This is a genomic window from Dyadobacter sp. HNCC25DJ184, assembly GCF_056895215.1.
On sequence record NZ_JBXHAQ010000002.1, the window covers coordinates 187,937 to 200,543 of the forward strand.

A 12,607-nucleotide genomic window follows, 5' to 3' on the forward strand; every position below is an offset into this window, starting at 1 on the left:
AAACTCTTTAACTAATTTTGGGGCTCAGTCAATCTCACCAACCAAATAATGATTATATTTTTTGATGACCGTCCTTTCAAAATTGTACGGACCAATAAAATATCAACGGAAGACACTGCTCATTTTGAGCACATTATAGATCTTCGTCTTTCGAAGTTTAACAGCGGTATGTTGGCTGGCCATGTGTTGTTTCTGAATGCGACCGGAACTTCGGCCGTTCAGATAATTCAGTCACTGGAAAAAGAAATGCCCAAAGATTTACTTTCAATCACTTTGGCGACCCGTGAAAAATCGAGTGTTGAAGAAAAAGTGAAAGGTCAATACAAAATTATCAAAGCAGCCGGCGGCGTGGTTGTAAAGGATGATAAGTGGCTTTTTATGTACCGCAGAAAGGTCTGGGATTTGCCGAAAGGGAAACTGGATAAAGGCGAAAGCTCGAAGGTAGCAGCCGTTAGGGAAATAGAAGAAGAGACGGGAGTTAAGGCACATATCAAAGACAAGATATGCACCACATGGCATACTTATTCTTTTAATAACAGTCGGATTCTCAAGAAAACAAAGTGGTATGTACTTGATTGCGATGACGACAGCAGAATGGCTCCTCAAGCCGAAGAACAAATCGAAAAGCTTGAGTGGTATAATCGGAACGACGCCAAATCTTTGCTTATAAAATCTTACAGCTCTATACGTTACGTAGTTGATACGCTAACGAAAATGCCCGAATTTCAGAAATAAGCTATGAGATAAAGAACGAAAACTGGATCAGTCCTCCTGATTCAGTTTATTCAGTTCTGTCAGAGCGTACGGCAAAAAGTCGTCCACTCCTTGTCCATAACGATGCAGATCACGTATGATACTGGAAGAAATCGGTGCTAAATGAGGCGATGTAATGAGGAATACCGTTTCGATTTCCTCATATATATACCGGTTTACCTGAGATATACCATTTTCGTATTCAAAGTCGGTTGTATTCCGGAGTCCTCTTAACAGAAATCTCGCTCCCAGTTGCCGGGCGGTATGTGCAGTCAAATCTTCATAGGTCACTACTTTAATATTCGGATAGTTTGAAAAAGTTCTTTCGATCAACTCCTTCATCACTTCCAGGGGAAAATACCTTTTTTTGGTGGCATTGTTCCCTATACCAATCACCACTTCATCAAAAAGCCGCAGCCCTCTCAACACGATATCTTCATGCCCTTTAGTAAATGGATCAAACGATCCGGGAAATAACGCGACCCTTTTGGTGCTACTCATAACTAAATCGGTTTTGGCCGAAGCCAATGTTTGAATCTTCGAAAAGCCTATTCAACCCAGCCTTCGGGCAAAATCCTAACTCTTTCTTCATTAAATGACCTCATCCCACACAAAACCTGTCAACTCCGTGACAACTCATAATCAATTCCTTACAAAAATTGACAACCCCTTAATACCTACGACGACACCAGATAAGTATTGAACAACCCAAAGTACCTGTGACCCGGAATATCTCCGCAATGCTTGTTATATTTCAAAGTTGTCGGGCCATTTCCAATCTGTATATTTGGAAAGAACCTACTCATTTCCAGATAATTATCGGACTGCGTGCTTATTTCTCCGTAACATAATACCTTCACCTCCTCCGGCTTGAAATGTATCTGACTTAACGCGAAAAGAATAACATATGCCAGTTCAGATGGTTGTGAAAAACGGAATCGATTGCAGAGAATCAGATTTTCACTTTCCGTTACCAGTAACGTAAAGAAATCCTTTTCGAAGTACACAGACGCGATCCGTAGTTCCTGTTGTTCCGCATGACTTACCAATGCACCAATGATCAACGGACTCGTGATATGGTAAAAAGTAATATGCGATGCACCAAAATGGTTAATCATCCATTCATGCCAAAGAGCGGGAATACTAAAAACGTTATAAGCATGTACCAGGGGTATTTCGTGGTAAAGTACTTTTTCATCTGCCATAACCGAATTGCCCATCGCAAACGAAAGATAATCTCCAACAGCCTCCGGATCGAAAACAAGTGAAGGTATTAAACTGAATGCGTGCGAGTTAATCGCAACACAAACGTTTTTCCAGGAATTTGACGACCACAAAAGGTGACCCGTAAAAATCCTCTTCAACCTTTCGAATACATCGTCTTTGCTCAGGACTGTTTCAAATCCATAATCTTCCAGCCACACACATTCCATATTCTCATCCCGGACGATACAAAAACGAATCCTACGCTCATCGACTTCAATGCAAAGCGTGCAATATGGAATCGAATCGGTATTAAACGAAGTATCCCCAGCCAGAAGACTTGGAATGATCTCAATTACCTGATTTTCAGAATTTGCCACAAATATATTTTTACAACTAAACCAATTTCAATAACGTCTGCAATTCTAGCTAATAAGCCCTTTCAACTTGTATATGTCCTCTGCGCTCAATAATTTACTAAACAACTTATGAACAGAATTTGCGGGTAGCGCGTGAATATCTTCCAATAACATATACTCGACTTTCTCTATAATTTGTTGATCTATAGCATGCTCCGGATCTATACCAGTTTTTAAGGTACCACTCAGCAACTTAACTTCAAAAAAAATCTCGATTGCATGTAAGGGCAGTTCCATGAATTCGTTGATAAACAGTACGTCTCCCACTAACACTTCCAAACCAGTCTCTTCCCTAAATTCGCGCCTAACCGCCGATGTCATTGATTCACCAAAATCAACACCGCCACCTGGTGGAGACCAAAAGTATCCTTTGGCACCCAGACCGCGATGTTTGACCATCAAAAAACGACCTTCAGAAATCAGAAGACCACATACACGAACCCTGATACGGTTTCCATACGTGGTCTCAATATGACTTTGCCCTTTATCCACTTGTATCGCGTCGAAAGGGCAAAGATAACTATACCATTAAAATTGACAAGTTCATTGTGATATTCCTCAGTAAGGACTACCAGAAATATAGCTTTCGAGCGATTTGATATGGTCTTTTTGCTCTCTAATTATTGCAGAAACGATATCGTTAATTGATATAATACCGATCAATTGTCCTTTTTTAGTAACTGGTAAGTGGCGAATATGCTTGTCTGACATGATTTGCATACATTCCTCTATCTGCTGATCATTTTCAACCGTAATTACTTTGGAAGTCATTACGTCGCCGATCAGTGTTTCCCGGGAAGCTCTACCCATCAGAATTACTTTTCGCGCGTAATCTCTTTCTGAAAATATACCCATGAGTTCATTATTCTCAATAACCAGAACAGCTCCGATATTCTTCGCAGCCATCACCTCCAGCGCTTGAAATACAGTTGTGTCCCTTGTGATGGACCAAATTGCGTCAATTGATTTGCCTGCCAGCACTTGGTATACTTGCATAAGTGAGTAGATTAGTTGTTAAAGGATAGATTTCATGTCAATTTACCAATTTAGTTTAAAAAAGTCCAACAAAATCTCAGTATATTTTTGCTTTATTCTAACTGGGAATCTTGCAAAATTAGATTTTTCCAAGCCACAACTCACGACCATTACCTGACCAAACTTGACAATACCTGACCAACGCCGACGACCGCCGACAATGCCTGACCATTCAGGTCTATTTCATTTCCCTTTGATCTTTTAAACACTTAGGTTAGTTTCGCAGCCATGGAATCCAGCGACCCACGACCGCAACAACTTTTACTAAAACGTTTCCCTTTCAGGCCCACTGCCGGCCAACTTCGTTTTTTCGCCAAAATGGACGATTTTTTGATCGAAGAAAAAGGGTTGGAGCGATATCGGGATTGTTTCATATTAAAAGGATATGCGGGTACAGGAAAAACTACAATCATCAGTTCGCTGATCAAGGTCCTGAAAAATTTTCAATACAAGTCGGTGTTGCTAGCCCCTACGGGCCGGGCAGCAAAGGTGATGTCAAGCTACTCAGACAAGATTGCACTGACTATCCACAAAAAGATATACAAACAGATCGCAGATTCTCATTCAGGAAATCTGGTTTTTCAGCGTCAAAAGAACTACCATGACAATACGTTATTTATAGTAGATGAAGCGTCGATGATCACCGATGACGCGGATTACGGAAACAGAAGTCTGCTTAATGATCTTATTGAATTCGTCTTTGAAAACCCCGGAAACAAACTAATGTTAGTAGGTGATGTTGCGCAGCTTCCGCCCGTCGGAAAAGTCATTAGCCCGGCGCTCGAAAAAGACTATTTGGAAGGCACCTATTATATGTCGGTTTTTGAAGAAGAATTGACAGAAGTAATGCGTCAGGATGAACAGTCGGGAATATTATTCAATGCAACAGAGCTCAGAAATGAACTAAAACAGGAAAATCCAGCGATCAAACTGCGGACAAAATCTTTCAAAGATATGTTTCGTATGACTGGTGATAAGATGGAGGAAGGGTTGCGATATGCTTACGACAAATACGGCCAGGAAAATGTAATTATTCTGACAAGATCAAATAAAACAGCGGTTCAGTATAACGAGTATATCAGGAGGGTTGTCAATTTCACCGAAGATGAGCTTGACGCCGGAGACCGATTGATGGTAGTGAGGAATAATTATAATATTCTCGATGACGACTCGCCAGCTGGTTTCATTGCAAATGGTGATTTTGTTGAACTTCTTAAAATCCGGAGAACGGAAGAAATCCACGGTTTTCGATTTGCTGATGCTATATTGAGACTCACCGACTACGACAAACAACCACAATTTGAGGCCAAAATATTTCTGGACACGCTCCATTCAGCATCCCCTTCGCTATCCTCTGAGGATAACAGACGACTATATGACAGTGTGCTTCAGGATTATATGGATATCAAATCACGAAAGGAAAGAATGGAGGCGTTGCGCAAAGATCCGTATCTAAATGCACTGCAGGTAAAATTTGCATATGCATTGACTACTCACAAATCTCAGGGCGGTCAATGGAGCGCAGTTTTTGTGGACCAGGGATATCTGCCTGAGGAACAGATCAATGAAGAATTTATACGCTGGTTATACACCGCAGTGACAAGAGCCACAGATGACGTATTCCTGATGAATTTCCATTCGCATTTTTTTGTATGATTGATTTTGACGCTATTAAACCGCCGCCGCCCTCTTCAACCGATCATTAATGGCTCTACCCAAATCTACCTGCGGTACGTATTCTGACTGAATTTCATCTATATCCAGGGCATCCAATTCACGGAGAAATGCAAAAAGATTGTGAGCGGCTTCCGCCATATTTCCGCTTGAAGTTAACAGTCTTTGACGCTTCTTTTCAACATCTTCCAGGTAAGTATCAAATAGAAGATATCCAATTTTTCGACCAGAGCCAATATCGAAGGATACTCTGTCTTTGATATAAAAAGGTTTCCGTGGTGCATAATGACTTTTTAGCATACCGGGAGCCTGAGGATTCGAAGTAGAATGGGTCAGCGAGTTAACTTTACCAATAACACTTTCGATTTGCTCAAGTGCCAACCCGCCCAGTCGATATATTGTCGGTATTTCATCTTCAAATCCTATGATGGTCGATTCGATGCCCACATCGCATAGCCCACCATCCAGAATATACTCAATTTTATCGCCAAGTTGCTGCTGAACGTGCGCAGCAGACGTCGGGCTGATATATCCAAAGGGATTTGCGCTGGGAGCCGCCAGCGGAAAGTCGAGATTGGACAATAATTCCAGCGTCATCGGATGGTTTGGAATTCTGATCGCTACTGTATCAAGACCAGATGTAACCAGATCAGGGATGATATCCATTTTAGGCAACAACATGGTTAGTGGTCCCGGCCAGAAAGACTTTGCAAGTTGAACCGCCTTTTCAGGAATAGCCGATGCAAATTGATAAATCTTTTCCAGTGAATTGGTATGTACAATCAACGGATCAAATGCAGGCCGGTTCTTGGTTTCGAAAATGGACAAAACTGCTTTTTCATTCAAAGCATTTCCCGCGAGACCATATACAGTTTCAGTAGGAATAGCGACCAGTTTGCCGTTCCTCAAGACATCTGCCGCCTTTCTAATATCACTTCCAGTTTCAGCCAAAATCTCAATTGTTAATATTCCGCAAAATTACAAAAAGAGCGTTACCATTCACAGGGGTACGAAATCTATAATTTAAAGTACTAATATTGCGGGTGGCAAGTACAACTAAAACGATACAGCAAACAGAATATCGCAAGTTAGAATTGTTTTAAATAACAAGAAAAAACCAAAGCCTGCAGTCAAGCAACCGTACACAATAGTTATATTTAAAGGATAAATAGTAATAATAATCTAACCCTTGCTATGTTTCAAATCAAAGAACAACCGACCGTTTTCGATGTCGTAATTGTAGGCTCCGGAGCGGGAGGAGGAATGGCAGCTTATCAACTGGCAAAAGCCGGTGCAAAAGTAGCACTATTGGAGGCAGGAGGATATTTCGATCCTGCTGATCCACAATATATTACCCAACTTAAATGGCCGTGGGAATCTCCCCGACGCGGCGCCGGCAACCACCGCCCTTTTGGGGATTTTGATGCGGCCTGGGGTGGCTGGGAAATTGACGGTGAGCCTTACACACGTAAAAGCGGCACCAAATTTGACTGGTTCAGGTCACGCATGCTGGGTGGGCGGACAAATCACTGGGGACGTATTTCATTACGTTTCGGTCCAAAAGATTTTAAAAGACACAGTATAGACGGATTGGGCGACGATTGGCCAATCGGATATGATGATGTTAAACCATATTACGATCAGGTTGATAAATTGATCGGAGTTTTTGGTACCGTTGAAAATATTGATAACGAGCCGGATGGTATATTTCTGCCGCCACCGAAGCCCCGTCTTCACGAGTTGTTTCTTCAAAAAGCTGGCAAAACAGCCAATATTCCGGTAATTCCTTCAAGGCTTTCGATCCTGACAAAACCCATCAACAATGAGCGTGGCGTTTGTTTTTATTGCGCTCAATGCAGTAGATCCTGCCAGGCATATGCAGACTTCTCGTCTTCGTCTGTTCTGGTAATTCCTGCGATGAAAACGGGGAATGTGACATTGATCAACAATGCCATGGCCCGCGAGGTATTGACGGATCCGGTTACGGGATTGGCGACAGGCGTGTCCTATATAGACCGCGTGAAGTTGACAGAGCATACCATCAAGGCAAAATCTGTGGTACTGGCTGCCAGCGCTGGTGAAACTGCTCGGCTTCTTTTGAACTCCAAATCTGATAAACACCCAAATGGGCTGGCCAATTCGAGTGGTGTTGTGGGACACTATCTTCATGACTCAACCGGTGCGTCGCGTGGTGCTTTCCTTCCTCATTTGATGGAACGTAAACGTTACAACGAAGACGGCACGGGTGGTATGCACGTTTACACCCCATGGTGGCTTGATAACAAAAAGCTGAATTTCCCACGCGGTTATCATATTGAATATGGCGGCGGCATGGGCATGCCGGCATATGGTTTCGGCTTTGGAATGGAGCAACGCAATGGTATTTATCCAACGGCCAATGGTCAGAAACGTGAAGCTGGTGGTTATGGAGCGTCGTTGAAAGAAGATTATCGTCGTTTTTACGGTGCCAACATTGGTATGGCCGGACGCGGAGAAGCGGTTCCAAATTTTGACAACTATTGTGAAATCGATCCGAACGTGGTTGACAAATACGGTATTCCGGTTTTGAGGTTCCACTATAAATGGTCGGACTACGAAAGACTGCAGGCAAAACATATGCACGAAACTTTCGAGGAAATGATCCATGCGTTAGGTGGTGTTCCAAACGGAACGAAACCAGGCGCAGATACGGATTACGGGCTGGAAGCACCAGGTAGAATTATTCACGAGGTTGGTACTGCCAGAATGGGTAATGATCCTAAAACGTCTGCTTTGAACAAATTTTCTCAAGCACACGATGCCAAGAACGTATTTGTTGTAGACGGCGGCTCTTTCGTTTCTCAGGCTGACAAAAATCCAACATGGACGATCCTTGCATTGTCATGGCGTGCATCCGACTATATCATCGATCAGGTGAAGAAAAAGAATATCTAAAACTCAGGTTACATTAATAGCGATCAGCTTAACATTGCTTAAAGCTCAAAAAATATGAAACGTAGAGACACATTAAAAGCGATTACGCTTTCCTCGCTTGGTTTAGCTTCGCTCAATCCTCAGGTTGCGCTGGCAGAAAGCCTGAATCATCCGAAGCCTGTTGCAGATGATGATATCAAAATCCCGGGTGGTCGGCAAAAAGAGGAGGCAATATATGATGCCAAACTGATGAAAGAGAAATTTTTCACAGATGCAGAACTTAAAACGATCACTGTTCTTTCAGACATCATAATCCCCGCTGACAGTAAATCCGGAAGTGCTTCTCAAGCCGGAGTGCCTGCCTTCATTGAATTCATCGCCAAGGATATGCCGGCCTACCAAACGCCGTTACGGGGTGGATTGAAATGGCTGGATGTGGAATCGAATAACAGATTTCATAAAATTTTTACGGCCTGTACAAAAGAACAACAGATTCAAATTGTGGACGACATCGCATATCCCGAAAAAGCGAAACCTCGTTTCTCACAAGGCGTGGCTTTCTTCAATATGATGAGAAATCTGACTGCAACCGGCTTCTACACCACCAAAATAGGCATAGACGACCTGGGATATGTCGGCAATACGCCAAACGTTTGGGAGGGACCACCAGCAGAAGTGATCAAACAATATCAGAAGTATATTGTTTAGAAATTCAAAAGGAGCTCAGATATGGGCTCCTTTTTTGATAGCGGCGGCAGTCCGAACTGGATGTTTTTAAATGTTTGAACCATTTAGTAGTTAAGAAACATTAAGTGTTAATTTCCAGTTGATTATTCATGCAAAGGCCTTTATTTCACTTTCGAAATACACCTTCAGAAGAATTGATAAAAAAAATAGAACCCGTGTCTCATATCGATTTTTTCGTTTGTCATGTAGGTGTAATTCAATAACAACATTTAAATAACAAGCAAAATGAGAGAATACGCATTGATCATGAGACATGAGGACGGCCAAAAAATCGCTTCGCCCGATCAGATACAGGAATGGATGAAACAGACTATGGACTGGATCGGAACTATTGCCGCTCAAAACAAATTTGTTTCCGGGACAGGATTGCCATTCGACGGCGCAAAGGTAGTTCACGCTGATAAGCTTGTAACAAACGGCCCGTTCGGGGATATTAAGGAGACGCTCGGTGGTATTATTACGGTGAGAGCAGAGTCAGTTGAAGAAGCTGTCGAATTTGCGAAAGGCTGTCCGGTTCTACAGGGTGAAGGCAATACAGTCGAAGTACGGAGAATTGCTCACAATGGAGACGACAATTAACTCATTTATTTCATTTAAGGACCAAAATATGAAAGCCATTGTTTCGACAGCGGCTTTTTTCGTATGAAACCTCACGAACTGATACCCCATTTGTTCAGAAAAGAGTTTACCAGGATCGCTTCTGTTCTGTGTAAACATTTTGGCATGGATCACATTGAAATCGCAGAGGATATCGCGAGTGAAACATTCCTTGCCGCATTGGAAATTTGGCCATATAAGGGAATTCCCGAAAACCCTGTGGCGTGGCTATATATGGTGGCGAAAAATAAGACAAAAAATTACCTGCACAGAAATGAAATTCTGACCCGGAAAATTGAAGATCTGAATAATGGCCAAGAGGAAAATGTCATGCCTGAAATTGATCTTTCACCCCGGAATATTTCGGATAGCCAGCTTCAAATGCTATTCGCAGTTTGTAATCCGGTATTGTCTAATGAGTCTCAAATTGGACTGGCGCTTCGAATTCTTTGTGGATTTGGTATTGAAGAGATTGCGAATGCTCTTTTAAGCAATAAGGAAACGATCAATAAACGCCTATACCGGGCCAAAGCAACGCTTCGATCCGAAAAAATAAAAGTTGAATTTCCGGCAGAATCCGAAATCCCAAAGAGACTAAATACAGCGCTCACAACAATATACCTTCTGTTCAACGAAGGATACTACTCCGAAAGCCAGAACGAACTGCTTCTCGAAGATTTATGTCAGGAGGCAATCCGACTTACGCAGCTTTTAACCGAAAATGAGAAAACGAACCTGCCGGAAGTCAACGCGCTACTGGCCTTGATGTATTTCCATTCTTCCCGATTCCCGGCTCGAAAAGACCAAAACGGTGAAATTGTGCTTTATGAAATGCAAGATGAATCACTTTGGGATCTTGAATTAATTACGGCAGGCACGTGCCATCTTAAGTTAGCCTCACAGGGAAACAGGCTTTCTAAATATCATATCGAAGCGAGCATTGCATTTTGGCACACGGTCAAGACCGACAGTTTAGAAAAATGGGAGAATATTTTCAGCTTATACAATCACCTGCTCGTCCTTGAGTACTCTCCTATCGCCGCATTGAACAGAACCTTCGCTTTTTCAAAAGTGCGTGGAAAAGAAGCTGCGATATTCGAAGCTGAAAAATTGCAGCTAAAAAACAATAGGTTCTATTTCACACTACTCGGCGAGCTTTATAAAGAAATCGATCCCGGGAAAGCAATATCCAATTTCAAGCGCGCGCTTGCGCTGGCAAAAACCGAATCAGACAAAAAGATCATTTCTGGATATATTGCTGAATTATCGCAATCAGGATAATTCTTATCATTTTGAAAAAGTGTTAAAAAAAGAAAGGAGCCCGGCAAAAGGCTCCATTTCAACACTAGATCAATACAATATACTTAATACAATTTTTGGCGCTGCGCTTTAACGGTTTCGTCTTTCAGGAATTCGTCATATGTCATCAGCTTATCCAATATTCCTTTTGGCCCGATTTCGATGATGCGGTTTGCGATAGTATGAACGAACTGGTGGTCATGGGAATAGAATAAAAGGCAACCAGTGAAATCGATCAGACCATTGTTAAGCGCGGTAATAGATTCAAGGTCAAGGTGGTTAGTAGGATCATCCAATACCAACGCATTTGCTCCTGAAAGCATCGTTCTGGATAACATACACCTTACTTTTTCACCTCCGGAAAGAACGGTCGCTTTTTTCAGAGACTCATCGCCCGAGAAAAGCATACGACCCAAAAATCCGCGAATAAAACTTTCATCTTTTTCCTCTGAATATTGACGAAGCCAGTCAACCAGGCTCAAGTCCACATTAAAGAATTGAGTCGGATCTTTCGGAAAATATGATTTTGTTATAGTTACACCCCAATTGAAAGTCCCTTTGTCGGCTTTGGCTTCTCCACTGATGATATCGAAAAACGCGCTGATCGCCAGTACATTTTTACCAACAAAAGCGATCTTGTCTCCTTTATTGACTGAAAAACTCAAATTATTGAACAATACTGTTCCGTCCTCGGCAGTTTTAGAAAGTCCTTCCACAGCAAGCAACTGATCTCCAACTTCTCTTTCACCTTTGAAAGCGATATACGGATATTTCCTTGAAGATGGTTTTATATCATCAATTGTCAGCTTATCCAACAATTTCTGGCGACTTGTAGCCTGTTTAGATTTCGAAGCATTCGCACTAAAACGGCGAATAAATTCTTCAAGCTCTTTCTTTTTGTCTTCAGACTTCTTGTTCGCATCCTGCTTTTGTTTCAAAGCCAACTGGCTGGACTCATACCAGAATGAATAGTTACCTGAGAACATCTGCACCTTGCTAAAATCGATATCTACCACGTGCGTACAAACCTCATCAAGGAAGTGACGGTCGTGGGAAACTACGATTACTGTGTTCTTGAAATCAGCAATAAAGTTTTCAAGCCAAAGTACCGTTTCAACGTCAAGGTTGTTGGTAGGTTCATCCAGAAGCAATACATCGGGATTACCGAACAATGCTTGGGCCAAAAGTACCCTTACTTTATCGTTTGCATTAAGGTCAGCCATCAATATTTGATGCGAATCTTCACCCAGTCCCAAACCACTCAACAACTGCGCCGCTTCTGTTTCTGCATCCCAGCCATTCAAATCAGCAAATTCCGCTTCCAATTCTGCCGCCTTTTCGCCATCCTCGTCCGTGAAATCCGCCTTCTCATATATCGCCTCTCTCTCCTTCATTATTTTGTAAAGCCTTTCGTGGCCCAGAATAACAGTATCCATTACCGTATAAGCATCGAATTCAAACTGGTCCTGCTTCAGGAAGGTCAGACGTTCGCCGGGATTCAGGCTCACCGAGCCGGTTTGAGATTCCAATTCACCCGAAAGAATTTTCAGAAAAGTAGACTTTCCGGCTCCGTTTGCGCCAATAACCCCATAACAGTTGCCAGGAACGAACTTTATATTTACTTCATCAAATAATACTCTTTTTCCGTATCGGAGCGATACGTTCTGAACGGTAAGCATTTCGAAATTCTATTTTTATGAATGAAAGTGCAAAATTACATAATTTGAAGCGATTTTACATAGCGTGAGGAAGCAATTCCCGGGATTATGGTAGAATGAATGTTGGTATGTCGTGTTCAACGCCTAAATGGTTCGTATCGTCAATCTTGGTCAAGAGATAGTGATCTAATTCTTAAGTTGGAGACCACTTCCCGAAAGAATCGCGCAAACTTATCGCCCCAAAATATTTCGCTCGCGCCCAAAATAAAAGAGGCCGGTTGACCCGACCTCTCCAATTATCTGCTTTCG

The 12,607-nt window shown here is 42.2% G+C and carries 12 protein-coding genes; 6 read left to right on the plus strand and 6 right to left on the minus strand.

Annotation, left to right across the window (positions count from 1 at the left end; genetic code table 11):
• The first annotated feature begins 48 nt into the window (after positions 1-48).
• Positions 49-735 carry an NUDIX hydrolase gene (locus tag AC1XUD_RS03700; protein ID WP_483359609.1) on the plus strand — a complete coding sequence of 229 codons (687 nt, stop codon included), beginning with the start codon at positions 49-51 and terminating at the stop codon, positions 733-735.
• A 27-nt stretch (positions 736-762) separates the two neighbouring features.
• Here AC1XUD_RS03700 and coaD read toward each other — a convergent pair whose 3' ends face one another.
• The 4 genes from coaD to AC1XUD_RS03720 form a co-directional block, all read right to left on the minus strand.
• Positions 763-1,254, minus strand: a complete 492-nt coding sequence (coaD, locus tag AC1XUD_RS03705) for a pantetheine-phosphate adenylyltransferase (protein WP_483359610.1) — start codon at positions 1,252-1,254, stop codon at positions 763-765.
• A gap of 176 nt (positions 1,255-1,430) precedes the next feature.
• Positions 1,431-2,336 (minus strand): DUF3822 family protein, encoded by a 906-nt coding sequence (locus AC1XUD_RS03710; RefSeq protein ID WP_483359611.1) that lies wholly within the window; start codon positions 2,334-2,336, stop codon positions 1,431-1,433.
• 45 nt (positions 2,337-2,381) lie between these two features.
• Positions 2,382-2,867: an NUDIX domain-containing protein gene (locus AC1XUD_RS03715; RefSeq protein ID WP_483359612.1), complete on the minus strand. Its 486-nt coding sequence runs from the start codon at positions 2,865-2,867 to the stop codon at positions 2,382-2,384.
• Positions 2,868-2,933: 66 nt separating this feature from the next.
• Positions 2,934-3,371: a CBS domain-containing protein gene (locus AC1XUD_RS03720; RefSeq protein ID WP_483359613.1), complete on the minus strand. Its 438-nt coding sequence runs from the start codon at positions 3,369-3,371 to the stop codon at positions 2,934-2,936.
• 267 nt (positions 3,372-3,638) lie between these two features.
• Here AC1XUD_RS03720 and AC1XUD_RS03725 point away from each other — a divergent pair, with 267 nt between their 5' ends.
• Positions 3,639-5,066, plus strand: a complete 1,428-nt coding sequence (locus tag AC1XUD_RS03725; protein WP_483359614.1) for an ATP-dependent DNA helicase — start codon at positions 3,639-3,641, stop codon at positions 5,064-5,066.
• A gap of 15 nt (positions 5,067-5,081) precedes the next feature.
• On the opposite strand, the gene AC1XUD_RS03730 is transcribed toward AC1XUD_RS03725, so the two are convergent.
• The gene (locus AC1XUD_RS03730) at positions 5,082-6,035 is read right to left on the minus strand and encodes an L-threonylcarbamoyladenylate synthase (RefSeq protein ID WP_483359615.1); all 954 of its coding nucleotides are present in this window, start codon (positions 6,033-6,035) and stop codon (positions 5,082-5,084) included.
• A 243-nt stretch (positions 6,036-6,278) separates the two neighbouring features.
• Between AC1XUD_RS03730 and AC1XUD_RS03735 the strand changes: the two genes are divergently transcribed.
• From AC1XUD_RS03735 to AC1XUD_RS03750, 4 genes are all read left to right on the plus strand, one after another.
• Positions 6,279-8,018, plus strand: coding sequence for a GMC oxidoreductase (locus AC1XUD_RS03735; RefSeq protein WP_483359616.1), 1,740 nt, complete (start codon positions 6,279-6,281; stop codon positions 8,016-8,018).
• A gap of 54 nt (positions 8,019-8,072) precedes the next feature.
• Entirely contained in the window at positions 8,073-8,705 is a 633-nt protein-coding gene (locus tag AC1XUD_RS03740) for a gluconate 2-dehydrogenase subunit 3 family protein (protein WP_483359617.1), read from the plus strand.
• 264 nt (positions 8,706-8,969) lie between these two features.
• A complete protein-coding gene (locus tag AC1XUD_RS03745) occupies positions 8,970-9,323 on the plus strand; it encodes a YciI family protein (protein WP_483359618.1) in 354 nt (117 codons plus the stop codon).
• A 144-nt stretch (positions 9,324-9,467) separates the two neighbouring features.
• The gene (locus tag AC1XUD_RS03750) at positions 9,468-10,622 is read left to right on the plus strand and encodes an RNA polymerase sigma factor (RefSeq protein ID WP_483359619.1); all 1,155 of its coding nucleotides are present in this window, start codon (positions 9,468-9,470) and stop codon (positions 10,620-10,622) included.
• A gap of 83 nt (positions 10,623-10,705) precedes the next feature.
• Here the strand turns inward: AC1XUD_RS03750 and AC1XUD_RS03755 are convergent, their stop codons facing one another.
• On the minus strand, positions 10,706-12,319 hold the full coding sequence (locus tag AC1XUD_RS03755; protein WP_483359620.1) for an ABC-F family ATP-binding cassette domain-containing protein: 1,614 nt from the start codon (positions 12,317-12,319) through the stop codon (positions 10,706-10,708).
• Positions 12,320-12,607: the final 288 nt, after the last annotated feature.

What these genes read in the sequence shown, in the direction of transcription:
- AC1XUD_RS03700 (WP_483359609.1), top strand. Translation starts at nt 49, where the DNA reads ATGATTATATTTTTTGATGACCGTCCTTTCAAAATTGTACGGACCAAT.
- coaD (WP_483359610.1), bottom strand. Translation starts at nt 1,254, where the DNA reads ATGAGTAGCACCAAAAGGGTCGCGTTATTTCCCGGATCGTTTGATCCA.
- AC1XUD_RS03720 (WP_483359613.1), bottom strand. Translation starts at nt 3,371, where the DNA reads ATGCAAGTATACCAAGTGCTGGCAGGCAAATCAATTGACGCAATTTGG.
- AC1XUD_RS03725 (WP_483359614.1), top strand. Translation starts at nt 3,639, where the DNA reads ATGGAATCCAGCGACCCACGACCGCAACAACTTTTACTAAAACGTTTC.
- AC1XUD_RS03735 (WP_483359616.1), top strand. Translation starts at nt 6,279, where the DNA reads ATGTTTCAAATCAAAGAACAACCGACCGTTTTCGATGTCGTAATTGTA.
- AC1XUD_RS03740 (WP_483359617.1), top strand. Translation starts at nt 8,073, where the DNA reads ATGAAACGTAGAGACACATTAAAAGCGATTACGCTTTCCTCGCTTGGT.
- AC1XUD_RS03745 (WP_483359618.1), top strand. Translation starts at nt 8,970, where the DNA reads ATGAGAGAATACGCATTGATCATGAGACATGAGGACGGCCAAAAAATC.
- AC1XUD_RS03750 (WP_483359619.1), top strand. Translation starts at nt 9,468, where the DNA reads ATGGATCACATTGAAATCGCAGAGGATATCGCGAGTGAAACATTCCTT.
- AC1XUD_RS03755 (WP_483359620.1), bottom strand. Translation starts at nt 12,319, where the DNA reads ATGCTTACCGTTCAGAACGTATCGCTCCGATACGGAAAAAGAGTATTA.